Raw genomic sequence first — 24278 nt, 5'->3', positions numbered from 1 at the left:
GTCCGGGGCTATATGCCGGATTGGTCATAATTCAAACCGTAACCAACAATGAGATTATGTTCTCCTTACACGGGGTATACGTAACAACGGGCAAATGTGGTACATTTGCCCGCGTTGTCGCGGCGTTCCCACCTGCGGACGTAAAGTCGTCTGCGGATATTATGGGATGTTGATGCCGTTTTTCAGGGGGCAGGATGGGTAAACTAACGCTGCTGTTGCTGGCTTTATTAGTCTGGCTGCAGTATTCGCTGTGGTTCGGTAAGAACGGCATACATGACTATAGCCGCGTCAACGATGATGTGGCTGCGCAACAAGCTACAAACGCGAAACTTAAGGCGCGTAACGATCAGCTCTTTGCCGAAATTGACGATCTCAATGGCGGTCAGGAAGCGATTGAAGAGCGTGCACGCAACGAACTCAGTATGACTAAGCCGGGCGAAACGTTTTATCGTCTGGTGCCTGACGCGTCTAAACGCGCGCAGACTGCAGGACAAAACAATCGATAAACCATCCAGGGATCTAACATGGCAGCCACTTTATTGGACGTTTGCGCCGTGGTGCCGGCTGCCGGGTTTGGCCGCCGAATGCAAACAGAGTGTCCTAAGCAGTACCTTTCAATTGGTAATAAAACCATTCTTGAGCACTCGGTCCATGCGCTACTCGCGCATCCCCGGGTGACGCGAGTCGTCATTGCCATCAGCCCTGGCGACAGCCGCTTTGCCCAACTTCTTCTGGCCCAACATCCGCAAATCACCGTTGTCGATGGCGGTAATGAACGCGCCGATTCGGTTCTTGCCGGTTTGCAAGCCGCCGGGGAAGCCCGATGGGTACTGGTGCATGATGCTGCCAGGCCGTGTCTGCATCAGGACGATTTATCCCGTTTGCTGGCGATAAGTGAAACCAGCCGTACTGGCGGTATCCTTGCCGCACCGGTGCGAGATACGATGAAACGTGCGGAGCCGGGCAAAACAGACATCGCCCATACGGTAGATCGCACTGATTTATGGCATGCGTTGACGCCGCAGTTTTTTCCTCGCGAGCTGTTACACGACTGCCTTATCCGGGCGCTAAATGAAGGCGCGACCATTACAGATGAGGCCTCGGCGCTGGAATATTGTGGTTTTCATCCGCAACTGGTCGAAGGGCGCGCTGACAATATTAAAGTCACCCGCCCGGAAGATCTGGCGCTTGCCGAATTTTATCTGACCCGAACAACCCATCTGGAGAATGCATAATGCGAATTGGACACGGTTTTGACGTACACGCCTTTGGAGGCGTAGGCCCAATTATCATTGGTGGTGTGCGCATCCCGTATGAAAAGGGGTTGCTGGCGCATTCTGATGGGGATGTTGCACTCCATGCACTGACCGATGCCCTTTTAGGGGCAGCGGCGTTAGGTGATATTGGTAAACTCTTTCCGGATACCGATCCGGCCTTTAAAGGGGCGGATAGCCGCGAATTATTGCGTGAAGCCTGGCGCCGTATTCAGGCCAAAGGATATACCCTTGGTAATGTGGATGTGACTATCATTGCTCAGGCGCCAAAGATGCTGCCGCACATTCCGCAAATGCGTGTATTTATTGCCGAAGATCTCGGCTGCCATATGGATGATGTTAACGTGAAAGCGACCACCACGGAAAAACTCGGATTTACCGGACGTGGGGAAGGGATTGCCTGTGAAGCGGTGGCCTTACTCATAAAGGCAACGAAATGACTGAATTTGACGCTCTGACGTATCTCCACGGTAAACCACAAGGCAGTGGCGTGCTGAAAGCAAATCCGGAAGACTTTGTGGTCGTCGAAGATTTAGGCTTCGAACCGGACGGTGAAGGGGAGCACGTTCTGGTTCGCATCCTGAAAAATGGTTGTAACACGCGTTTTGTGGCTGACGCGCTGGCTAAATTCCTGAAAATCCATGCCCGTGAAGTGAGCTTTGCCGGGCAGAAAGATAAGCATGCAGTCACGGAACAGTGGCTGTGCGCGCGCGTGCCGGGCAATACGATGCCTGATTTAAGCAAGTTTGAGCTTGAAGGCTGTAAAGTGCTGGAGTACTCCCGCCACAAGCGTAAGCTGCGTTTAGGCGCTTTGAAAGGTAACGCATTTACGTTGGTTCTGCGCGAAGTCAGCGCACGTGATGACGTTGAAGCGCGTTTGCAGGCAATTAGCGAGCGCGGCGTGCCGAACTATTTTGGCGCGCAGCGTTTTGGCATTGGCGGCAGTAACCTGCAAGGGGCGCTACGCTGGGCACAAAGTGATGCTCCGGTGCGCGATCGCAATAAACGCAGTTTTTGGTTGTCGGCAGCCCGCAGCGCGTTGTTTAATCAGATAGTCAACGAACGGTTGAAAAAAACAGACTTTAATCAAGTTGTTGACGGCGATGCGCTACAATTGTCGGGACGAGGAAGTTGGTTTGTCGCGACAGCGGAAGAACAGGCTGAATTACAGCGTCGTGTCGATGAAAAAGAATTAATGATTACAGCAGCATTACCGGGCAGCGGTGAGTGGGGAACTCAGCGCGATGCGCTGGCGTTTGAAGAGGCTGCTATTGCTGATGAAACTACGCTGCAGTCTTTGTTATTACGTGAAAAAGTTGAAGCATCGCGTCGCGCTATGCTGCTGTATCCACAACAATTAAGCTGGAACTGGTGGGATGATGTAACCGTTGAGTTGCGCTTCTGGCTACCGGCAGGTAGCTTCGCCACCAGTGTTGTAAGGGAACTTATTAACACAATGGGTGATTATGCGTATATTGCTGAGTAACGATGATGGGGTTCATGCACCCGGTATACAAACGCTGGCGAAAGCGCTGCGTGAGTTTGCTGATGTACAGGTAGTTGCCCCGGATCGTAACCGCAGTGGCGCGTCTAACTCGCTGACGCTGGAATCCTCGCTTCGCACCTTTACCTTTGATAACGGCGATATCGCTGTGCAAATGGGAACACCTACTGACTGCGTATATCTGGGCGTAAACGCGTTAATGCGTCCGCGCCCGGATATTGTGGTTTCCGGGATTAACGCAGGCCCTAATCTGGGCGATGATGTTATCTATTCAGGGACTGTCGCTGCGGCAATGGAAGGGCGACACCTGGGATTCCCTGCGCTGGCCGTCTCCCTTGACGGTCATAAACATTACGATACTGCCGCGGCGGTAACTTGTCGTATTTTGCGGGCGCTGAGCCGTGAACCGCTGCGAACCGGGCGCATTCTGAATATTAATGTACCGGATTTGCCGCTGGATCAGATTAAAGGCATTCGCGTCACTCGCTGTGGTAGTCGTCATCCGGCGGATCAAGTGATTCCACAGCAGGATCCGCGTGGTAACACGCTGTACTGGATTGGACCGCCGGGAGAAAAATGCGATGCCGGGCCGGATACGGACTTTGCTGCCGTAGATGAAGGCTATGTCTCGGTCACTCCGCTGCATGTCGATTTAACCGCTTACGGTGCGCATGAGGTCGTTTCTGACTGGTTAGACAGCGTGGGAGTTAACACGCAATGGTAAGCAGACGCGTACACACTCTTCTTGAACAATTACGTGCGCAGGGCATCAGAGACGAGCATGTCCTTGATGCGCTCGCTGCCGTGCCGCGTGAAAAATTCATTGATGAGGCGTTTGAGCATAAGGCCTGGGAAAACATCGCCCTGCCGATTGGCCAGGGGCAGACGATTTCGCAGCCCTATATGGTTGCCCGCATGACCGAGCTTCTCGAGTTAACGCCACAATCGCGGGTGCTGGAAATTGGTACCGGTTCTGGTTACCAGACGGCAATTCTGGCGCATCTGGTGCAGCATGTTTGTTCCGTTGAGCGGATCAAAGGTTTGCAATGGCAGGCGCGACGTCGACTGAAGCAGCTCGATTTACACAATGTTTCGACTCGTCATGGTGATGGATGGCAAGGCTGGCAAGCGCGAGCCCCATTTGACGCTATTATTGTGACGGCAGCTCCGCCGGAGATCCCAACAGCATTAATGACGCAGTTGGATGAAGGCGGCATTCTCGTCCTACCCGTGGGTGATGAGCACCAGTTTTTGAAAAGGGTGCGTCGTCGGGGGGGCGAATTTATTATCGACACCGTGGAGGCCGTACGTTTTGTTCCCTTAGTGAAAGGGGAATTAGCGTAGATACAGGTTCTGAATACCTGGAGTTTTCCTGGATATTCTGGAATTAGTAAGCGTATCGTGGTCACGTTTTCCAGTGTCCAGCCCGATGCTTTGCACGGTGATTACGTCACGGGTTTTAACCAAATTTTCCTGGGGGATAAATGAGCGCGGGAAGCCACAAATTTACCGTTCGCCGCATTGCGGCATTGTCACTGGTTTCGTTATGGCTGGCAGGTTGTTCTAACACCTCGAATCCACCAGCGCCGGTCAGTTCTGTTGGCGGTGGCGGCTCAACGAACACCAGCTCCGGCATGCTAATTACGCCTCCACCAAAAATGGGCACAACGGCGACAGCACAGCAAACGCCACAGATCCAACCGGTGCAGCGTCCGGTCACTCAGTCCGGACAGATCCAACCCGTTGCGGAACAACCGGTCCAGATGGAAAACGGTCGTATTGTGTACAATCGTAAGTATGGGAACATTCCGAAAGGTAGTTATACCGGCGGCAGTACCTATACGGTTAAGAAAGGTGACACGCTTTTCTATATTGCCTGGATTACCGGGAACGATTTCCGTGACCTCGCACAACGAAATAACGTTCCGGCCCCGTATGGCCTGAATGTGGGGCAGACTCTGCAAGTGGGCAACGCGTCGGGTGCACCGATTACCGGTGGTAATGCAATCACTCAGGCGGATGCAGCACAGCAAGGAGTTGTGACCAACCCTGCACAAAATTCCACCGTTGCTGTTGCTTCGAAACCAACAATTACGTATTCTGAGGATTCAGGTGAACAAAGTGCTAACAAAATGTTGCCGAACAACAAGCCTGCTGGGACAGTTGTCACAGCGCCAGTAACGGCTCCAGCAGTTAGCACAACCGAATCGACTGCAAGCTCAACATCTACCAGCGCGCCAATCTCTACCTGGCGCTGGCCGACTGATGGCAAAGTGATCGAAAACTTCGCGGCTACCGAAGGTGGCAATAAAGGGATCGACATTGCAGGCAGTAAGGGACAGGCTATTGTCGCGACCGCAGATGGGCGCGTCGTATATGCCGGTAACGCACTGCGTGGTTACGGTAATCTTATTATCATCAAACATAACGATGATTACCTGAGCGCCTACGCCCATAACGATACGATGCTGGTCCGGGAACAACAAGAAATCAAGGCGGGGCAGAAAATAGCTACCATGGGTAGTACCGGAACCAGTTCAACACGATTGCATTTTGAAATTCGTTACAAGGGGAAATCCGTAAACCCGCTGCGTTATTTACCGCAGCGATAATTCGGCGGAACCAGGCTTTCACTTGCTAGTTCCGTTAGGGATCACGGGTAGGAGCCACCTTATGAGTCAGAATACGCTGAAAGTTCATGATTTAAATGAAGATGCGGAATTTGATGAGAACGGAGTAGAGGCTTTTGATGAAAAAGCCTTGAGTGAAGAGGAACCCAGTGATAACGACCTGGCTGAAGAGGAGCTGTTATCGCAAGGGGCCACACAGCGTGTGTTGGACGCGACTCAGCTTTACCTTGGTGAGATTGGGTATTCACCACTGTTAACAGCCGAAGAAGAAGTTTATTTTGCGCGTCGCGCACTGCGTGGAGATGTTGCCTCTCGCCGTCGCATGATTGAAAGTAACCTGCGTCTGGTGGTTAAAATTGCCCGTCGTTATGGCAATCGTGGTCTGGCATTGCTGGATCTGATTGAAGAGGGCAATCTGGGGCTTATCCGTGCCGTCGAGAAGTTTGACCCGGAACGGGGTTCCGCTTCTCAACATACGCAACCTGGTGGATCCGCCAGACGATAGAACGGGCGATTATGAACCAAACCCGTACTATCAGACTGCCAATCCACATTGTAAAAGAGCTGAACGTCTATCTGCGTACCGCGCGTGAGTTGTCGCATAAACTGGACCACGAACCGAGCGCAGAAGAGATTGCAGAACAACTGGATAAACCGGTTGATGACGTTAGCCGTATGCTCCGACTCAACGAGCGCATTACCTCGGTAGACACCCCGCTGGGTGGCGATTCCGAAAAAGCGTTGCTGGATATTCTGGCCGATGAAAAGGAAAACGGTCCGGAAGACACCACGCAAGACGATGATATGAAACAGAGCATCGTCAAATGGCTGTTCGAACTGAACGCCAAACAGCGTGAAGTGCTGGCACGTCGTTTCGGTTTGCTGGGATATGAAGCTGCGACACTGGAAGATGTGGGCCGTGAAATTGGTCTCACCCGTGAACGTGTTCGCCAGATTCAGGTTGAAGGTCTGCGTCGTCTGCGTGAAATCCTGCAGACTCAGGGGCTGAATATCGAAGCGCTGTTCCGCGAGTAAGCAAAGTTCTATCAAGAAAGGCCAGTCGAGAGACTGGCCTTTTTCTTTTACCTGCGCAGGTATGAAGTCTCAATTACCGGATGGAGGAGTAAATGCCTCATCCGGTTGATAAGGGCATCGTCCTGTTAAACCAGGCTTTTCAACCGATAGATCCACTCCAGCGCCTGGCGTGGCGTCAGGGAATCCGGGTCGAGATTTTCCAGAGCTTCGATGGCTGGAGAGGTTTCTTCAGGAGCGGAAAGCAGCGACATTTGCGTACCATCTACCTGAGTAGCGGCTGCATTTGGTGTAATACTTTCCAGCTCGCGAAGTTTTTGTCGCGCACGTTTGATAACGTCTTTCGGTACACCTGCCAGTGCAGCCACTGCCAGGCCGTAGCTCTTACTTGCTGCACCATCCTGTACGCTATGCATAAAGGCGATGGTATCACCGTGTTCTAACGCGTCCAGATGCACGTTGGCAACGCCTTCCATTTTCTCCGGTAACTGTGTCAGCTCGAAGTAGTGCGTTGCGAATAACGTTAATGCTTTGATTTTATTAGCGAGATTTTCTGCACATGCCCATGCCAGCGACAGGCCGTCGTAAGTTGACGTTCCGCGTCCAATCTCGTCCATCAGAACCAGGCTGTTCTCGGTGGCGTTATGCAGGATGTTGGCAGTTTCAGTCATCTCGACCATAAAGGTTGAACGGCCGGAAGCCAGGTCATCTGCAGCACCCACGCGGGTAAAGATGCGGTCGATTGGGCCGATCTCCACCTTTTGTGCCGGAACATAGCTGCCGATATAGGCCAGCAACGCAATCAGCGCAGTCTGGCGCATATAGGTACTTTTACCCCCCATATTCGGGCCGGTGATGATCAACATCCGACGCTGAGGCGAAAGGCTTAACGGGTTGGCAATAAACGGCTCTGTCAGCACCTGTTCCACCACCGGATGACGACCTTCGGTAATACGAATTCCGGGTTTATCGGTGAAAGTCGGGCAGGTGTAGTTCAGCGTATATGCACGCTCGGCCAGGTTGACCAGAACATCCAGCTCTGCCAGCGCGCTGGCGCTCTGCTGCAAATCAGCCAGATGTGGTAACAGCATGTCGAACAGTTCATCGTACAACTGTTTTTCCAGCGCCAGTGCTTTGCCTTTTGAGGTCAGTACTTTGTCTTCATACTCTTTGAGCTCAGGAATAATGTAGCGTTCGGCGTTTTTCAGAGTCTGGCGGCGCACGTAGTTTATGGGGGCCAGATGGCTCTGCCCACGGCTAATCTGAATGTAGTAACCGTGTACGGCATTAAATCCAACCTTCAGCGTGTCCAGGCCGGTTCGTTCGCGCTCGCGGATCTCCAGTCTGTCCAGATAGTCAGTTGCCCCATCAGCCAGTGCGCGCCACTCGTCCAGCTCTTCGTTATAGCCTGGCGCGATGACACCGCCATCGCGGACCAGCACTGGCGGTGCATCAACCACGGCGCGTTCCAGCAGTTCACGCAGCTCGGTGAATTCGCCCATTTTCTCGCGCAGCATCTGTACCGGAGCGCTATCAACGCTCTCCAGTTGTGCGCGCAGTTCCGGTAATTGTTGAAAGGCGTGACGCATACGGGCGAGATCGCGTGGACGCGCGGTGCGCAGTGCCAGGCGGGCCAGAATACGTTCCAGGTCACCAACCTGACGCAGCACTGGCTGTAGCTCTGCTGTGGCATCCTGGAGCGCACCGATAGTCTGCTGGCGTTCAGTCAGGACGTTAGTGTCGCGTACCGGCATATGCAGCCAGCGTTTAAGCATACGGCTGCCCATGGGGGTGACGGTGCAGTCGAGCACTGAGGCCAGAGTGTTTTCTACGCCTCCCGCCAGATTCTGGGTAATCTCCAGATTACGGCGAGTAGCAGCATCCATAATGATGCTGTCCTGCTGGCGTTCCATGGTGATGGAGCGAATATGCGGCAGAGAAGTACGCTGCGTATCTTTTACATATTGCAGCAGGCAGCCTGCGGCACATAGCCCGCGCGGAGCGTTCTCGACGCCAAAGCCAATCAGATCCCGCGTGCCAAACTGCAAGTTAAGCTGCTGGCGGGCGGTGTCTATCTCAAATTCCCACAGTGGACGGCGACGCAGTCCGCGACGACCTTCGATCAGTGATGTTTCTGCAAAATCTTCGGCATACAGCAGTTCCGCCGGGTTGGTTCGTTGCAGTTCAGCTGCCATGGTCTCGCGGTCGGCGGGTTCACTGACGCGAAAACGACCAGAACTAATGTCCAGCGTGGCGTAGCCGTAGCCTTTACTGTCCTGCCAGATGGCGGCCAGCAGGTTGTCCTGACGTTCCTGCAACAGCGCTTCATCGCTGATAGTGCCAGGCGTTACGATGCGTACAACTTTGCGTTCAACCGGCCCTTTACTGGTGGCCGGATCACCAATCTGTTCGCAAATGGCGACTGACTCGCCCTGATTGACCAGCTTGGCGAGGTAGTTTTCCACCGCGTGATGAGGAATACCCGCCATCGGGATCGGCTCGCCTGCAGACGCTCCGCGTTTTGTTAGCGAGATATCAAGCAGTTGCGACGCACGTTTTGCATCGTCGTAGAACAGCTCGTAAAAGTCGCCCATGCGGTAAAACAGCAGTATCTCCGGGTGCTGAGCCTTCAGCTTGAGATACTGCTGCATCATGGGGGTGTGATTGGTGAAGTCCGTATCAAGTGACTCTTTCATATTGATTCAGCTCGTTTTTTTAATCTTTTTGGGTACCTGGGTCGTTTCATGTGAACCCCTGTAAACTCACATAAACCCATAAATTTTTATATCGAAAGCAGCCTGAAGGCAGTAACGGCGAGCTTAGGCTCAGCCTGAATGGGGTATCTTATCACCGACCACCCCAGAGATTCATCCGTGGGATTTAGCGCAATGCGAGGATGAGTCAACCGGTCATCGTGAACCGGACGATAAAACCGATATCCGGGGAGCTGGCGTCAGAAAGTTGAGCCATTATTCATTTCCTGGCAACGCGTAATTCTGGCAGTAAAGATAAGGGATCCCCTCTTTAGTAATCAGATATGTTTCACTATTCATGGCGAATAGATCGACATTGGAGATGCTTGTGTTGGTCAGGAATAAATCGGGGAGAAGCTCCTGAATAATACTGGTGGGAGCTGTTTCACGGTTTGAGATATGGATTTCCTGTGATACCCAGACCGGACTTGAACCATAACTGGAGTGTGTAAAGAGCACCATTCGTTGCACGGTTTGATCATTATTCGTTGCATCTTTGATAATGCCATCAATATTCACAATGCCTTTACTATCCCCGGTTTTGATATCAATGACCCCACGAAATGAGGCGGTATTGCGTACTATTTCAATAGTTGCCCGGCAGGCAAGATTATGCAGATGATTATGATTTTTACCGTGCTGATAAAACGCAGTGAGAATAATAACCACGACACAAAGTAGCAGGATAATACCTGTTTGTATTCGGAGTCGGGGAGTGCGAATATTTATATTCATTAACTATCGTACCGTGGGTAATAGATAGACTGACAAGTATTTTTCTGCTCTCTCTGCATTGGGGAGCGGCAAAGGATCACCGACAACTTTTTGGATTCAGGATAGGTTGTTATATAAATATATTTATTGCTCTGACATAACCCAGGGTTTCTGTCGATAAAAGAGGTATGCCGGGTGAAATTGCTGGCATCATGGTTAAAATAATACTGACAATTAGTAGGGTTATTTTGTGCGGTGATATAGCCTGAAAAATAATCATCACTGGCAGTTCGTGGATACAGTATCAAACCACAGATGATAATAGTGAGTGCGATGAGCATCGTTTCTGTTTTGGTTATCAGCGGCTTATGCGGTGTCTCATCGGAGAATTCAGTCAGGTCAGCGTTTAGTACGCATGACTCCTCTGCTACTGAAGCGAGAATTTGCGGAGTTTCTATCTCCTCAATCCTAATCTCTTCATTAATAATCAGTCCCTTGCGTTTTATTGTTGTGATAAAGGACGGATCCAGTTCTAACTGAAGAAAACTTTTACGCAGCGAGAGAATGCTCTGGTAGAAGGCATTGAAGCTCGCCTGACGATGATTTTCACCCCAGCCAAATTCCAGCAGTTCGTTCTGTGAGACAACCTTTCCTTGATTTTCAATAAGTAATAAAAGACATAAAGATGCTGTTTGCTTGAGCTTTATCTGTTGCTCAGGTTGGTCCACTCTCGCCAGGTATTGTGTGGCTGGTGTAAAGATTATTTTTCTTTCAATCAGATAACTGACGGTACCAGTCTCGGACATGGTGTCTCTACTCTTGATGATTCATCCAATGGTTGGTCAGTATTGAAAACACTCGAGGCTAAAGGGCACCAATGCCTGCCAGTTTTGCAGCAAGAGCCATGAAGTGTTTCATTTTAGTATCATAATATAACAACAACGATAATTTTTTAATGAAAATAAAACATATTAAAATCAATGAATTGTATCTTTTTGGCTATTGCGTAAAGAGGAGAAAGAAGAAATAATGGCTACAAAGGTGATAAGCATTAATTCTCTATGGACAGCGCAATATACTGTTTGGCACCACCACGCGAGAATATGGCTTACGCCGTTAACGCGCCACTGCACCAGGGAAAGCATGGTGGTTAAACTATAATAGTTAAGTTGTTGCAGTATCTGTAGTGCGATGTATACGGATTAACACGATTAATGTAAATGGAAATAAATGTCAGCATATTTTCAGGCTGACATTTATTTTTATTTCTGTTTTTTTGTAAAACATAAAACTGCGTTAGAGAGCCCCATGTTCCAGAACGAAATAGAAAAGTCTGTAGTGCTTATCGGTGAAGAAATCAAAAAATCAGACAGTGCCTGGTTATCCTTACGGAAAAAACGCCAGCGTATTGATCTGAAAGTCGATGGAAATATCTTGTTTCTGGAGAAAGGGACGGTCTCTGTTTATCGTGTAGAAAATGATCTAGTGACAGTGAGTATTTCCGCACCAGCGATTCTGGGGCTACCGCAAATGCGAACGGAGGTAGCTGGACACTATTTACGCTGCGATACAGATTGCGAAATGTGGGCAATGAGCGTGCAGAATGCCGATCTGCTGTTCACCGCTAAAAATCTGTGGAAGCAGGCGTTTGATATTTTAACGCACCATCTGCAACGCTATTTCCAGCGCGAAACGTTGCAGTCTCACCGCACTATCCGCGAACTGATTATCGAACATGTAAAGTTCATTTGGGCGATGGCTCCGGATGTGCGCGAAAAAACATCTGTGTATACCTTCATTTTGACGCGAAACCATATTTCCCGAAGCGCGATCCATAAGGTGTTACAGGAGCTGGTGAGTGACGGAAAAATCATCCTGAATCGCGGGAAACTCTCTTCCTATACCCCTTCCTGAATATACGCGCCCCTGACTCAATGAAAGGGGCACAGTAAGTGATTAACGCTCTCTGAGCGCTTCTGCGCGCGCCCGAAGAATCGGTTTCAGCAGATAGCTTAAAATCGTTTTCTTGCCGGTTAGAATATCGACAGTCGCGACCATGCCTGGAATGATCAACATTGGATGCTCTTTTGTCCCCAGGTAGTTTTTGTCCGTTTGCAGGCGAACAACGTAGAAGCTTCGGCCTTGTTTATCTGTAACAGTGTCAGGACTTATCTGGACCACTTCACCTTTCAGACCGCCATAGATGGTGTAGTCGTAGGCGGTAAATTTCACCATTGCATGCTGTCCTGGATGAAGGAAGGCGATATCACGAGGCTGTATTTTGGCTTCGATGAGGAGCTTGTCATCCAGTGGGACGATTTCAACCAGGTCGCTTCCCGGCTGAATAACTCCGCCGATTGTATTCACCATCACCTGCTGGACGATACCACGCACCGGTGACGTGACCATGGTTCGGTTAACTCTGTCTTCGAGGGCTTTTACGCTGGCCTGGGCTTTACTCAGATTGGTGCGGGCTTCGTTCAACTGTGCGAGCGCATCGCTTTGAAAACGACCGCGGTTTTCGCCGATTTTATTCTCAATCTCTTTAATCTCTGACGAGGCTTTGGGAAGCGTTAGGTTCGTCGAATTTAACTGCCCGGCGGTTTCCACTTCAGTACGGCGCAGGCGCAGCAGCTCGACTTTAGAAATTGCGCCTGAAGCGAGCAGAGGCTCCGACATTTTGATCTCCTGGCGGATTAAGTCCAGGCTGTGCTTAAACTGATCTTGCTTCGATTCAACGTCTCGTAGCTCCTGTTTTTTCTGTACCAGCTGTTCTTCAAGCCCGGATATTTCGTTGCGAAACTGTTCCCGACGGCTGTTATACAGCTCGGTTTCCCCCCTGGCGACGTCAGGCGCTTGAGACGCAATGTCTTGCGAGATAATAAAATCCCGGTTCTCCACTTCCGCTGTCAGCCGTTCTACCTTCGCCCGTAAACCGAGTTTATCGGCCTCTGTTTCACCAACGTTTGAGGCAAAGCGCGTGTCATCAAGATGCAGTAACGGGGTACCCGCATTGACGATTTGCCCTTCGTGGACATAAAGCCGGGTCACGATCCCACCTTCCAGATTCTGTATTTTTTGTAGTTTGGATGAGGGGATGGCTTTGCCTTCACCGCGCGTCACTTCATCAATTTTTGCAAAACCAGCCCACACGAAAGACAGGACAACCAACGTGAGGATCACCCACAGCGTGAGCCGAATAACCCTGGGGGCGTCATCAATAATGGCCAAACTGACTTCATTGATACTGTCGGTTTGATTTTCATCGCGGCCGCGAAAGTAGCGCTGCATATAGTGGCGAGCACGAGTCAGGATCTCAGTGAGAAGCATTTATCTGCCCCTTTTTTAACGCATCCATCACCACCGCTTTTGGACCATCTGCGATGATACGTCCCTTATCAACAATAATCAGGCGCTCAACCAGCGACAGCATAGAGGCGCGATGGGTGACCAGTAATAATGTTTTACCCGCGATACAGGGTGCAAGAGCATGTTTAAGCCTCTCCTCGCTGGTGTTATCCATTGAGCTGGTGGGTTCATCAAGTAGTAGAATAGGGGGAGCAAGTAACAGCGCGCGGGCTAATGCGACCGCCTGGCGCTGCCCGCCGGACAGTTGGGAGCCGCGTTCGCCGACCTGCAGGTTATAGCCATCAGGATGCAGGCGCGCAAAATCGTTGACCCCTGCCAGTTCCGCTGCACGCAGCATGGTTTCATCATCAACATATCGTGCTCCGCACAGCAGGTTGTCTCGCAGTGTTCCGTTGAATAACTGGATATCCTGTGGCACGTAGCCGATGCTGTGACGCAGATCGTTAACGTCTAACTGGCGGGCATCGATACCGTCTATCAGAATGTTTCCGGCGCAGGGCTGATAAAGATTGACGAGAAGTTTACTGAGAGAGCTTTTACCTGAACCGCTACGCCCGATAATACCGATACGTTCACCTGGCTGAATGGTCAGATTTATTTTGTGCAGTGTCAGGTTTTTTTGTTCCGGGTAACTGAAATCTACATCGCGAAATTCAATGCTGCCCTGTAACTGTTCCCGATTGAGCGGGCTTTCATCTGCACGACGTTCCTGTGCCAGCGACATCATCTTGTCAGTATTTTTGATGGTCAGCTTTGCCTGCTGATAACGTGCAATGAGGCCGGTAAGCTGACCCATCGGCATTAATGCGCGGCCGTTAAGCATATAGCAGGCGATCAACCCCCCCATACTCAGTTTACCGCCGATAATCATGTACACGCCGACGACGATCATCACGACGCCTGAAATTTGCTGGAACCAGCCAGTCAGGTTGCTCGCCAGGCTGGATAAAGTTTTTACCCGGAGTTCCAGGCGGCTCAGGCTACCCAACGTTTGTTCCCATTGAAACTGGCGTTCGCTCTGCGCATTATTCACTTTTATGGCGTCCAGACTGCTGAGTGTCTCAATGAGCAGCGCCTGGCGTTCGCTGGCCAGGCTCATGGTTTTTGCCACCGCAGCATTGACCGGGTTTTGCAGTGCCCAACTGCACAGCAGGGCAATGGGTAGCGTGAGTACGGGGATCCATGCCAGTGCGCCGCCGATGATGCCAATGACAATCAGCAATAGCAGGGTAAAAGGCAGGTCAATAATCGTCGTCAATGTGAGTGACGAGAGAAAGTCACGCAGAGACTGAAACTCATGGATGTTTTGCGCGAAGCTACCCACCCGGGGTGGGCGCTCTTTCATTTCCATGCCGACAATGCGTTCGAACAAGGTCGATGAAATAATGAGATCGCTCTTTTTGCCAGCAATATCAAGGCAGATGCCGCGCAGCATTTTCAAAATCAGATCAAATATAAAGGCCAGACAGATTCCCACTGCCAGTACCCACAATGTGACTGTAGCCTGATTCGGTACAACGCGGTCATAGACGTTCATGGTAAAAAGCGGCGTGCCGAGAGCGATCAGGTTGATCAGCAGGCTGGCCAGCACAGCATCCAGATACAGAAAGCGTGATAGCCTGAGCGTGTCTTTAAACCAGGATTTAGTACGAGGCAGAAAAGCTTCTGTCTGCAAATCGAATTCGTGGCGCGGGTGAGCAAAAATAGCCTTTCCGCCATAGTTGTGTTCAAGCGTTGTTAAATCGACACATATTTCCCCGCCTTCACTTTCACTGGGCATAAAACGGGCGCTGCCATCGTCGTTCCATGCCAGCAACACACCTGTTCCGCCGGAACGCAGTATCAGGATGGCAGGCAAAGACATCGCCGGGATCTTATCGAGTGAGCGTGTTACCACTCGCGCTTTTAAACCAGCTCGTGCCGCAGCACGTGGGAAAATATTCAGCGTGAGTTGATTGTTTTCTAATGGCAGGCCGCTGCTTAATGTTGAACGGCTGGCCTGCTTACCGTGCAGAGAGCAGAGAATAAGCAAACTATCTAATAGCGGGTCATCATTATGGCTACGGGGATCGTGCTGTTGAGACGAGCTGCGATAAGTATTCTCGGGGACATCATTTAATAATTCGGCTTGTGCACTCATTTTAGCAACCATTTCTGAACGCACACTTAAAATAATAGCAAGCTAATGATAAGTGCGCGGAGTCAGAGATTTATTTTAATTTATTATTAATGCAGTTCGGGCAAGTTGGTTTCTTCTTCAGAATCCACTGGTTGCCCTGATGGAGGCGGGGTGATTTTTAGAACATTCATTAATTCACCCGTTCTTTCGCTAATACGATATCCGCTGGTTACAGCCAGATATCGCAATTCAACAAGCCGACGTTTTGATGAGAAAACTTCATTTTCACTATCAAGTAAATCCAGTAGTGTACGTTCGCCAAGACTGAATTGATCCTGATAAGCGGTACGTACTTTTACGCTACGGTCGGCATATTCTTCTGCCGATGGTAGCTGGGCACGTGCGTTTTGTAATGCAGTCCAGGCCAGACGCAATTCCTGATTCATCTGTCGTAATGTGTTATTGCGCACATCCTGAGCCTGCTTATGCAGGTAGGCGCGAGAATCCATAGTCGCTTTGTCGCTGCCGCCCTGGTACAGGTTGTAATGCAGTTTTACCATTGCCTCCCACTGTTCCGCGTGCGCACTGGTGGTATCCGTGTTGTTGCTGATCCCGCGTGACAGTTCAACGTCAACACGTGGATAGAAGGTTGATTTTGTCGCTTCGTACTGCTGGTGTGCGGCTTCAATATCCGCATTGGCAGACTTCAGTAATGGACTGTTTTTCTCCATCCTACTTTTGGCGTCTTCAAGCGAGGTCGGGAGCTGTGTATCGATGCTTTCCGGCTGGCTTAAACCTTCCGGATCCATACCTGTTACGCTGAAAAAGGTGGTTTTCGCATCTTCAAGATTGGTTTGCTCGGTCAGCAAATTGTTACGTGCTTGCGCCAGGCGAGCTTCAGCTTGCATAAAGTCGCCTGAACGGCCAACGCCCTGATCGGTACGAAGTTTTATTTGATCGTAAATGCGTTCATGGTTTGCCAGATCGTCCTCGGCAAGGCGGACAAATTCTTCACGTTGCAGCACATCAAAGTAGGCCTGAATCACAGAGAATGCAGTGTTTTCGCTGGTGTTCATAACGCTGTAAGCGCGTGAGTCAACGGTGGCTTTTTGCCGGGCGACTTCGCTGGTGGTTGCAAAACCATTAAACACATTTTGCTCCAGGCTAAGCGTTGCCTCATTGGGAGACTGGGTCATACCGTTAGCGCTGCCAGCGGCGCGGGTTGTTGCATCATCAATATTTTTGCGTCCAGCCTCCGCATTCAAATTCAGCGACGGTAAATACCCACCTTGTGCGGCACGAAGATCTTGTTCTGAAGAGTAACGACTATTTATCGCCGCATTAACTTCTGGATGATTAGCTAATGCATCTTTAACGGTGTTGCGTAAGTCTTCTGCAGAGGCTGAATTTATTGAAAACAACGAAAGCAGAAAAACTAAAAATATCTTCATAACATGAATGCCCTGTATCTCACGGTTATGACATCCATATGTCTTCACCATCATCTATTTTTACAAATGCGTGATATTAATTAACAAACATGAATTATCCAGATCGAATATTGCATGCGGCTATTCAGAAACATGTTCTGTCATATCGTGTTTTAATTTTAGTTATTTTTTATTATATTCATTTGTCAGTCAAGTCTCATATAAATACGTTTTTAAAAATGTGTATTTTTCCATATTGAGTGCTTAATGTTTACATTAATTTAATGTGATATTTGTTTGTGAGTTTATTAATAGGGTTATAAAAATAATGATGAGAGTTGAGTAAGGTTATGGTCAGGAAATTACTCGAGGTGCTTAACGCCGAGTGCTGTTCACGGTACGCCGTTTTCACCGATAGCCAAAAAAACATATTCACCAAACAATAATTACTTCTCTATGGGACAGGGCAGCCGCGTCACATCACATATAAGGCAATAACATGAATTCGCTACCACCTGATACAAACATGCAGTCCGCGAGTGAAAACGACAGCAAAAGCGCTGAAATTGATAACCAACAGTTCCTCGCCATGCTGCAAAAGAGTGACCTGGAAATGGTACGCGTGCTGGACGATCTGATTTACCTGTTGATCCGTAAAGGTGTTATTGCCATTACGGATCTCCCGCCGAAGGCGCAGGTTAAACTGATGAATCGTGCGAATGCCCGTCAGGAACTTGGCGGGTTAGAGCAATTGCTTGGCGGCGATGATCGCATTTTTTAATCTCAACAGGCAGACTACTACGCAGCCTGCCTGTTTTTTCAACGTGGAGCGGGTTCACCCAAAAGCTGCCCCATTGCACCGTCAACCCCCAATGCCTGTAGTACTTTTAGTTCACCTTCTGTTTCAACACGCTCAGCAATTAGCGGTAAATCAATACTGCGTGTGGCGTTGCACAACACTTCAATAAACAACTGCTTATCTTTTTCTTTATCGATATTGCGGATGTAACTGCTGTCGATTTTCAGCCAGGCAAGTCCCCATTGCGAAAGATGCCCAATCATATCGAAGCGGCTACCGAAGTGTTGCAGGCCCAGCGAGCAGCGAAGCTGACTCACGGCTTTAACAAACATCGCCATCTGGCCCGGCCCTGGCAACTGGCTTTCATCCAGTTCAAGGATCAACTGACTGGCAAGCTTAGGGGAGTATCTCAGTGGATTTAAGAGCTCGGAAATAGCACTGGCATTGGCTAGCGAGCTGCCAGAAATACTCAATGCTAACATTCCGGGGGCGATTTTTAGCTGATTTAAGGTCAGTTTTAACATTACCTTGTCAAGGCGATGACTCCAGCCAAAGCGGTGGATCCACGGCAGGAATCGACCCGCATTAATGGTATTACCCTGTTCATCAACAATGCGCGACAGTACCTTGTAATGCAGGATCTTATCCGGCTGATGACAATCCACAACGGGCTGATAAACCAACTGAAATTGCTGGTTCTCCAGCGCCTGTTCCAGGCGAACAAACCACAAATGCTGATCTTCGTTCACCGTTGCCACCCCGATGGCGGTAACGCCCTGATGGTCGGTGTGCGTTTCTGCTTCCACCAACTGGCGGTCGGCCTGAATCAACAGCGATTGCGCGTTATCTCCAGCGCTGAATGGCACCATGCTTGAGTAGGCGACCGGCTGCTGGTCTGACATTCCAGTGGCATAAAATGAGGTCAGCTTTTGCGTGAGTGAATGGCGCAGTTCCAGCATTTCACCCTGTGTGACACCTGGGCAGATCAGGGCGAACTCGCCACCACGAATACGGGCGAGTGTACTGTCGAGGGGAGCATACTTTGCTTTATGCGTATTCAGCAGGTTGGCAATGTTGAGCAACAGTTTATCGGTATGTGGCCCACCAAACCGCTGGTTCAGCCCCCCTAAATCCTGAACGCGGATCAACATCAAATATCCTGGTGCGGTATCGGTATCACTCAGGCGCGCCTGTAACTGCATATCGAACGCCCGACGATTTGCAATACCGGTCTGGCTGTCGAGATAAGCTTCATTGTGCAGGCGCTCGCTGTTGATGGCTTGTTCTTCAAATAATGATTTGAGTTTAGTGGCCATCAAATTCATGGCTCCGACGACGCGCCGTAGTTCCGGTGTTTTAGGCAGTTCTTGCAACGTCAAAAATTCGCGACGTGTAATGGCTTCCGATTGTTTCGCCAGATAATTGAGCGGGCGCAGCAGTTTACGCAACAGCAGAATGCCTGCGAGCAGGCAGGCGAGGCTGCAGGAAAGCATCCAGATAAGATTACCTAATGTGCTGCTCCACAGACGCTGAACCGCAAAGATAGGATCGCTGGTGACGTCCACGCGTGCGCCTTGTTGCCAGCCCCGCATGATTGTCGCGTGGCCTGTTTGTGGTGCCACATCCACCAGATCAACAAACCAGCCGGGAACATTCGGTATTGACGCCGCAGCGTGCCGTTCAAGCATCGTTGTTCCGTTTGTCAGATCAACAATGCGGATTTTTTGGTAATAGCCGCTATCAAAAATTGAGCTTACCATCAGCTCAATCATTGCCGGATCGTCGATGTTTGGTGTGAGCGAAACGCCCAGAGCCGTTGCCGCGTCCTGGGCATGTGCAAGAAGCTGGTTGCTGTACTGATTGCGAGAACTCTCCAGCGTCACGATAAAGCTGCCGCTGAACACAATCATCATAAAGAGAGATATTGCCAATAGTAACTGTTTAAAAAGAGACACTGACGATTCCTATTTATCCATTGGGAAGCCTTCTTCCCGCATTTTTGTGAATACTTGCTGCCAGCGAGAAAGTCTCTTGCTGTCCCCAATACGTTTATTGTTCTGATTGCCAGGCAGCCAGAGACCACTCTCGTTAAAGGAGTAAACAGGTAATAAATCCATACGCTGCGTGGCAGGTGAAAGGGTGTTTGTCAGGCTATCGAGTACCAGAGGAGTGGCGCCAGGCGTGGCATACCAGGTCAACACCATGTGCGCCCTGTTATAGCGCAGGGCTTTAACGTAGGTGATGCGCAGTTTATCGTCAGCAACGCCCAACTGTCGGAGAGTGAAATACTTCGCGATGGCGTAGTCTTCACAGTCCGCTTCACCTTTGCGCAGGGACTCCACGGGTGTTGCCCAATAGTCCACGCTATGCCAGATGTCGCTATCTTCGGCGTAGCGTAATTGAATATTAAAAAACCGGTTTACCTCGCGTAATTGCGTTTTTTCGTCTGCATTACGTAATTGAATTAAAAGCTGTTGCCAGGCGTTGATACGCTGTTGAGCGACTGCATTGGCTGGTCCATAGAGTGCATCGGTCTTCTGCATGATCGTGGCGAAATCCCATGCTGCACGTAACGAATTGACCGCTAATAGCAGTAATAGCGCCCCGGGAAGCTTCCAGAGGCGCAATAATCGAGGGAGTGAACAGACGCTGATAATGTTCAATTGCGCTGTGGACAACCGATTGGTGGCTGATTTTTCATATTTTGGCAGGAATAGGGCATCAGCCATTTTTTGCGCAACTGTACGTCTGTCTGTGAGGCAAAAATAGTCTTCAGGGTACTGTCTACAAACGCCACAAACCGTGGGTCGTTTTTCCTCATCATAATCGCATAGTGCATATCAGTGCCGATTGTTTCTGCGGATATACTGAATATTTCAGGATGTTCACTATGATTAATCAAAGGATAGGCCAGGATATCATCAATAAAGAATGCCGCGGATTCATTCTGCGCCATTTTATTAAATGCACCGTTTATCGTTGTGGAAGTCATCGTTGAAATATTGAGATGTCTCTCTCTGTTGGTCTTATTGAATTCCAGTAAATCTTTCGAGCTGCCTGGCAGACTTACCGTTCTTCCTTTTAGATCTTCAATCGTATGTATATTATTTCTACGTAAAGAGATGATGCGCATTTTTGCGATATAGTAATCGACAGAAAATGAAACACTGGAAATACGTTCTGGCGCATTAGCATTTACACTACAGTCCATATCTATTTTACGATTTTTTAACGCTGAAAATCGCTCAGCAAAATTCACCGGAATATAATGAATGGTCAAGGTATCGAGCTTCAAATACAGGCGTAATTTATCCGCAATGATGTTACATACCGCAATAGTATAACCTGTAACTTTACCGTTGTGGTCGGTAAAGGAGAAGGGAGGGAGCTGACGATAACCGACGTTCAGTACGCTGTTGTTCTGAATATGCTCAAGCGTCGAGGCATCCTGCTGTGCCATCAGTACAGGGGACACGATAATGCCAACCAGTAAGATCAACCAGTGCATGGCGCGTTTCACCATTGTCATCTCATTATTAATTATACTTTTCATAATCAAAACTGATCTTCTTTTTAGCCGCCGTTAATGCTTTCAGATTGTCTGACATGGGGATGTTTAAATTGATGGCTTTTGGTGGTATCGGAGACTGAAACCATTTAGTGTAGAGGACGGTGAACTCATTGCTGGTTATCAGTGAGGATAATGTGCTATCAACAAACTCTTTAAATTCTTTATCGTGTAAAGGGATTAGTAGCCCTGCGGGAAGAGGATCGCTGAGCGCAATATTGGATAACTTATAGTCCTCAGGATTTTCAGCTTGTGCAATCATACCCTTAAGTAATACGGTGCTGGAAATAAGCGCAGAATATTCACCGCTCTGGATCTCATGGAAGGCGATAGTGTTGTTGGTATCAAGTTCAATGTTAATATTCAGGGCATTTGCCGCATTGATTTTTTGTAATTGGTCTACGTATACCGTTCCGCTTTTTACCAGGACGCTGTGTCCGGACAGTTCTTCCAGAGCGTTGTTGTATTCATTTTTCCGCATCATATAGCGGGTACTGGAAAAGTAAAACGGCAGTGAGAACTCACTGAGGTTGTGTCGACTTTTTGAATAAAAAGCAGGAATGCACATGATATCTGCCATGTGTTTTTTAATCAGCACAAACTGTGATGCCGAATTTGCTTTTACCCACTCAATTCTCAGCTTTTTAAGCTGGAGCTTGGTTTTGAGTGCGCTGACGATATTTTTGCAAATATCAATGGAATAGCCAGTGGGAGATTTCCCCTCCAGATAAGAGAACGGAAACGCATCATCCTGGTAACCGAGGCTGATCGTATTCTTACTGGCAATCTGCTCAAGTGTGTTCACCCCCTGCGGAAGGCTCGTTGCGCAGTGCGCTGAGAGAGAGATTAACAAAGAAACGACGAGCAGCATTTGCTTCGTCAAACGTAATATCTCAGGCATGGGCTGGCTCTTCTTCGATAAGGACATCGGCAAAAGCAGACAGTACCTCGCGTTCGCGAAGCGGATAGCTAAAGAAGTACCCCTGAACATTTTTGCACTTTATATCACGCAGGATGTCGCGCTGGAGCGGTGTTTCCACGCCTTCCGCAGTGACTGAGATATTGTATTTGTGAGCAAACTGGATCAGCATCACAATCAAATACTGACTGGCATTATCCTGCTCGAGCTTATCGATAAGCGTTCGGGCAATCTTGATCCGCGTGAAAGGGTAGATCAGCAAATAATCCAGTGCCGCATATCCTGTCCCCAGATCGTCCATCGCGATGTCGATCCCCATTGAGCGAATCTCTTGCAGAACGGGTAGCGCAATAGATTTATCCAGTTTTTCGGATTCGGTGATCTCTATTTCAAGGCGGTCAGCCGAAAGATGGCTGGTGCGTAATGCATCTTTGATGACGTCGACCAGCCCGGGGCTGTGCAACTGGTAGGCTGATACGTTGACAGCAATGCGGATTCGTTCCGGCCATTTGGCGGCCGCTTCGCAGGACTGGCGAATAATCCATTCGCCTAAACGCACAATCAGACCAGAGCTTTCGGCAATATTGATAAAATAGTCAGGATAAATCAGTCCCTTGGTCGGGTGATTCCAGCGAATCAGTGATTCATATCCGCAGATACTTTCATCTTCCAGATTAACGATGGGCTGATAGTGCAGTTCGAACTCCTCGTTATCAATTCCATCAATAATTTCCTGGTTAATGAACAGGCTGTGTGTTTGCTTCATGACCATGCCATCTTCGAAGAAATGGAAGCAACCGCGGCCATGATGTTTAGACGCATACATGGCAAGGTCAGCGTTGATCATCAATGTCGAGGTGTTATTGCCCTGATAAGGTGCGGTGGTGATGCCAATGCTGCAACTAATAGAAAAGGTGTGGGAGCTTGAGCTAAATGGTGTGCTCAGCGCACGGATGATGCGCTTTGACAGGCGATTAGCTTCTTTGACGGCGTTATCGCTGACCTGTTGCAAAATAGCAAATTCATCGCCGCCCAGACGGGCCGCCATATCATCCGGTCCCAGCAGTAACTGCAGACGCTGGGCAACGCTGACTAACACTTCATCGCCCGCTTTGTGGCCGAAGGTATCATTCACTGGCTTGAAGTTGTCGAGGTCAATCAACAGCAGGTTGAACTGCTTTCCTTCCTGATGGATTTCACTGACACGCTTATCCAGCGCCAGACCAAAAGAGACACGGTTTGGTAAGCCAGTCAGCGAGTCATGATGGGCCATATGTTCCATCTTTTGCGACATTTCATGCATGCGCTGCAGATAGCCGCGTTCTTTCATGGCAACCCGTAATTTTTCAATAGCGCCTGCCAGATGCCCAATCTCATCGTCCTGATCGAGATAAGGGGTTACGCAGTCGGTTTCTTCCCTGGCAATGCGGGTAAGGGAGTTAATCAGTAGCGGAACCGGGCGGAATAAGCGACGCATGAACATTGTTACCAGCGCCAGCGTCACCAGTAAAATTAATACGAAAATGACACCGCTTTTTTTCAGCATCGCATCGTAGGCAGCGTACAGATCGCTTTTCTTACCGATGCTGCTGATCAGACTACCGAGGATTTCACCTGACGGCGTCAGAATAGGCACAGCACTGATGAAGCACTCTTCGCCGTTAATTTGGGCGAACCCGATATAGTAATTGACCAGTACGTCATGGGGGCGACGATCGGCGAAGGAGATTATCCCGTCTCCCTCTTCTGATTTATTGTTGATGCCTACAAATCCCTTATCTGGCGTATAGAGGAACAGCCAGGTAGGGTTATGTGTTTGTACTGATGCCAGAGCCAGAACATCTACAGGGTTATAACCGGTCTGGAGAATAGAGTCAGTATCACCAAGTTGCCTGTCCGATACGATACGGGATATCTGCCCTGCGTCGCTGGTTTCAACTGAAACGTTGGTATATACGCTGCGAATAATGTAGGTCATGATCTGGGCATTCGCCTCAGCTCTCTGCACCCACTGCTGATAGGAAAAGTTGTCTATCAAACTCCAACTGGTAAAGGCCCCCGCGCTAAAAGCGATGATGATCCCCGCCAGCAAAAACTGAGTTATTTTGCCGGTGATTGAATGTTGCCACCCGTTAACTGCTTTAAGGGAAAACAGAGACTTTGCCAC

General features: G+C 49.4%; 20 protein-coding genes and 1 pseudogene. 10 read left to right on the top strand and 11 right to left on the bottom strand.

Features of this window, described 5'->3' with window-relative positions:
- Positions 1 to 194 precede the first annotated feature (194 nt).
- The 8 genes and pseudogenes from ftsB to rpoS all read left to right on the top strand — a co-directional run bounded on the left by ftsB (position 195) and on the right by rpoS (position 6443).
- The gene (gene ftsB / locus AACS05_RS18650) at positions 195 to 506 is read left to right on the top strand and encodes a cell division protein FtsB (protein WP_003034163.1); all 312 of its coding nucleotides are present in this window, start codon (positions 195 to 197) and stop codon (positions 504 to 506) included.
- A gap of 18 nt (positions 507 to 524) precedes the next feature.
- Positions 525 to 1235, top strand: coding sequence for a 2-C-methyl-D-erythritol 4-phosphate cytidylyltransferase (ispD, locus tag AACS05_RS18645; RefSeq protein WP_045446793.1), 711 nt, complete (start codon positions 525 to 527; stop codon positions 1233 to 1235).
- Positions 1235 to 1714 carry a 2-C-methyl-D-erythritol 2,4-cyclodiphosphate synthase gene (gene ispF / locus AACS05_RS18640; RefSeq protein ID WP_003034167.1) on the top strand — a complete coding sequence of 160 codons (480 nt, stop codon included), beginning with the start codon at positions 1235 to 1237 and terminating at the stop codon, positions 1712 to 1714. Before ispD ends, ispF begins: the two co-directional genes overlap by 1 nt.
- Positions 1711 to 2760, top strand: coding sequence for a tRNA pseudouridine(13) synthase TruD (gene truD / locus AACS05_RS18635; RefSeq protein WP_045446790.1), 1050 nt, complete (start codon positions 1711 to 1713; stop codon positions 2758 to 2760). Before ispF ends, truD begins: the two co-directional genes overlap by 4 nt.
- Entirely contained in the window at positions 2741 to 3502 is a 762-nt protein-coding gene (gene surE / locus AACS05_RS18630) for a 5'/3'-nucleotidase SurE (RefSeq protein ID WP_045446786.1), read from the top strand. Before truD ends, surE begins: the two co-directional genes overlap by 20 nt.
- Complete coding sequence (gene pcm / locus AACS05_RS18625) at positions 3496 to 4122, top strand: protein-L-isoaspartate O-methyltransferase (RefSeq protein WP_045446783.1); 627 nt, start codon at positions 3496 to 3498, stop codon at positions 4120 to 4122. Before surE ends, pcm begins: the two co-directional genes overlap by 7 nt.
- A 185-nt stretch (positions 4123 to 4307) precedes the next feature.
- Complete coding sequence (gene nlpD, locus AACS05_RS18620) at positions 4308 to 5390, top strand: murein hydrolase activator NlpD (protein ID WP_223307009.1); 1083 nt, start codon at positions 4308 to 4310, stop codon at positions 5388 to 5390.
- 61 nt (positions 5391 to 5451) lie between these two features.
- A pseudogene (gene rpoS, locus AACS05_RS18615) lies at positions 5452 to 6443 on the top strand (RNA polymerase sigma factor RpoS).
- A 125-nt stretch (positions 6444 to 6568) separates the two neighbouring features.
- On the opposite strand, the gene mutS reads toward rpoS, so the two are convergent.
- The 3 genes from mutS to AACS05_RS18600 all read right to left on the bottom strand — a co-directional run bounded on the left by mutS (position 6569) and on the right by AACS05_RS18600 (position 10713).
- Entirely contained in the window at positions 6569 to 9136 is a 2568-nt protein-coding gene (gene mutS / locus AACS05_RS18610; RefSeq protein ID WP_045446776.1) for a DNA mismatch repair protein MutS, read from the bottom strand.
- A 273-nt stretch (positions 9137 to 9409) separates the two neighbouring features.
- Entirely contained in the window at positions 9410 to 9928 is a 519-nt protein-coding gene (locus AACS05_RS18605) for a hypothetical protein (protein ID WP_045446774.1), read from the bottom strand.
- Positions 9928 to 10713 (bottom strand): winged helix-turn-helix domain-containing protein, encoded by a 786-nt coding sequence (locus tag AACS05_RS18600; RefSeq protein ID WP_045446772.1) that lies wholly within the window; start codon positions 10711 to 10713, stop codon positions 9928 to 9930. The genes AACS05_RS18605 and AACS05_RS18600 overlap by 1 nt, the downstream gene beginning before the upstream one ends.
- Before the next feature lie 502 nt (positions 10714 to 11215).
- On the opposite strand from AACS05_RS18600, the gene AACS05_RS18595 reads away from it, so the two are divergent.
- On the top strand, positions 11216 to 11821 hold the full coding sequence (locus AACS05_RS18595) for a helix-turn-helix domain-containing protein (protein WP_045449769.1): 606 nt from the start codon (positions 11216 to 11218) through the stop codon (positions 11819 to 11821).
- Between the two features lie 42 nt (positions 11822 to 11863).
- Here AACS05_RS18595 and AACS05_RS18590 read toward each other — a convergent pair whose 3' ends face one another.
- The 3 genes from AACS05_RS18590 to AACS05_RS18580 all read right to left on the bottom strand — a co-directional run bounded on the left by AACS05_RS18590 (position 11864) and on the right by AACS05_RS18580 (position 16846).
- Positions 11864 to 13237 carry an HlyD family type I secretion periplasmic adaptor subunit gene (locus tag AACS05_RS18590; RefSeq protein ID WP_045446770.1) on the bottom strand — a complete coding sequence of 458 codons (1374 nt, stop codon included), beginning with the start codon at positions 13235 to 13237 and terminating at the stop codon, positions 11864 to 11866.
- Positions 13224 to 15416: a type I secretion system permease/ATPase gene (locus tag AACS05_RS18585; RefSeq protein WP_223307008.1), complete on the bottom strand. Its 2193-nt coding sequence runs from the start codon at positions 15414 to 15416 to the stop codon at positions 13224 to 13226. Before AACS05_RS18585 ends, AACS05_RS18590 begins: the two co-directional genes overlap by 14 nt.
- 86 nt (positions 15417 to 15502) lie before the next feature.
- Positions 15503 to 16846: a TolC family outer membrane protein gene (locus tag AACS05_RS18580; RefSeq protein ID WP_045446766.1), complete on the bottom strand. Its 1344-nt coding sequence runs from the start codon at positions 16844 to 16846 to the stop codon at positions 15503 to 15505.
- Positions 16847 to 17324: 478 nt separating this feature from the next.
- Between AACS05_RS18580 and AACS05_RS18575 the strand changes: the two genes are divergently transcribed.
- Complete coding sequence (locus AACS05_RS18575) at positions 17325 to 17606, top strand: hypothetical protein (protein ID WP_045446764.1); 282 nt, start codon at positions 17325 to 17327, stop codon at positions 17604 to 17606.
- 38 nt (positions 17607 to 17644) lie between these two features.
- Here AACS05_RS18575 and lapD read toward each other — a convergent pair whose 3' ends face one another.
- The 5 genes from lapD to AACS05_RS18550 are packed head-to-tail and all read right to left on the bottom strand — an operon-like array spanning position 17645 to position 24278.
- Entirely contained in the window at positions 17645 to 19579 is a 1935-nt protein-coding gene (gene lapD / locus AACS05_RS18570) for a cyclic di-GMP receptor LapD (protein ID WP_045446762.1), read from the bottom strand.
- A 9-nt stretch (positions 19580 to 19588) separates the two neighbouring features.
- A complete protein-coding gene (lapG, locus tag AACS05_RS18565; RefSeq protein WP_339374227.1) occupies positions 19589 to 20251 on the bottom strand; it encodes a cysteine protease LapG in 663 nt (220 codons plus the stop codon).
- Between the two features lie 32 nt (positions 20252 to 20283).
- The gene (locus tag AACS05_RS18560) at positions 20284 to 21177 is read right to left on the bottom strand and encodes a transporter substrate-binding domain-containing protein (RefSeq protein ID WP_045446760.1); all 894 of its coding nucleotides are present in this window, start codon (positions 21175 to 21177) and stop codon (positions 20284 to 20286) included.
- On the bottom strand, positions 21161 to 22120 hold the full coding sequence (locus AACS05_RS18555; RefSeq protein ID WP_223307007.1) for a transporter substrate-binding domain-containing protein: 960 nt from the start codon (positions 22118 to 22120) through the stop codon (positions 21161 to 21163). Before AACS05_RS18555 ends, AACS05_RS18560 begins: the two co-directional genes overlap by 17 nt.
- A complete protein-coding gene (locus AACS05_RS18550) occupies positions 22086 to 24278 on the bottom strand; it encodes a putative bifunctional diguanylate cyclase/phosphodiesterase (RefSeq protein ID WP_045446754.1) in 2193 nt (730 codons plus the stop codon). Before AACS05_RS18550 ends, AACS05_RS18555 begins: the two co-directional genes overlap by 35 nt.

Source organism: Citrobacter sp. S-77, from assembly GCF_963864895.1.
GTDB lineage: Bacteria > Pseudomonadota > Gammaproteobacteria > Enterobacterales > Enterobacteriaceae > Citrobacter > Citrobacter murliniae.
Note: the sequence above shows the minus strand (reverse complement) of the source record. Positions and strands in the feature narration are given on the sequence as shown.

Coding starts and splice junctions, on each gene's coding strand:
- ftsB (WP_003034163.1), top strand. CDS start 195: ATGGGTAAACTAACGCTGCTGTTGCTGGCTTTATTAGTCTGGCTGCAG.
- ispD (WP_045446793.1), top strand. CDS start 525: ATGGCAGCCACTTTATTGGACGTTTGCGCCGTGGTGCCGGCTGCCGGG.
- ispF (WP_003034167.1), top strand. CDS start 1,235: ATGCGAATTGGACACGGTTTTGACGTACACGCCTTTGGAGGCGTAGGC.
- truD (WP_045446790.1), top strand. CDS start 1,711: ATGACTGAATTTGACGCTCTGACGTATCTCCACGGTAAACCACAAGGC.
- surE (WP_045446786.1), top strand. CDS start 2,741: ATGCGTATATTGCTGAGTAACGATGATGGGGTTCATGCACCCGGTATA.
- pcm (WP_045446783.1), top strand. CDS start 3,496: ATGGTAAGCAGACGCGTACACACTCTTCTTGAACAATTACGTGCGCAG.
- mutS (WP_045446776.1), bottom strand. CDS start 9,136: ATGAAAGAGTCACTTGATACGGACTTCACCAATCACACCCCCATGATG.
- AACS05_RS18605 (WP_045446774.1), bottom strand. CDS start 9,928: ATGAATATAAATATTCGCACTCCCCGACTCCGAATACAAACAGGTATT.
- AACS05_RS18600 (WP_045446772.1), bottom strand. CDS start 10,713: ATGTCCGAGACTGGTACCGTCAGTTATCTGATTGAAAGAAAAATAATC.
- AACS05_RS18595 (WP_045449769.1), top strand. CDS start 11,216: ATGTTCCAGAACGAAATAGAAAAGTCTGTAGTGCTTATCGGTGAAGAA.
- AACS05_RS18590 (WP_045446770.1), bottom strand. CDS start 13,237: ATGCTTCTCACTGAGATCCTGACTCGTGCTCGCCACTATATGCAGCGC.
- AACS05_RS18585 (WP_223307008.1), bottom strand. CDS start 15,416: ATGAGTGCACAAGCCGAATTATTAAATGATGTCCCCGAGAATACTTAT.
- AACS05_RS18580 (WP_045446766.1), bottom strand. CDS start 16,846: ATGAAGATATTTTTAGTTTTTCTGCTTTCGTTGTTTTCAATAAATTCA.
- AACS05_RS18575 (WP_045446764.1), top strand. CDS start 17,325: ATGAATTCGCTACCACCTGATACAAACATGCAGTCCGCGAGTGAAAAC.
- AACS05_RS18560 (WP_045446760.1), bottom strand. CDS start 21,177: ATGAAAAGTATAATTAATAATGAGATGACAATGGTGAAACGCGCCATG.
- AACS05_RS18555 (WP_223307007.1), bottom strand. CDS start 22,120: ATGTCCTTATCGAAGAAGAGCCAGCCCATGCCTGAGATATTACGTTTG.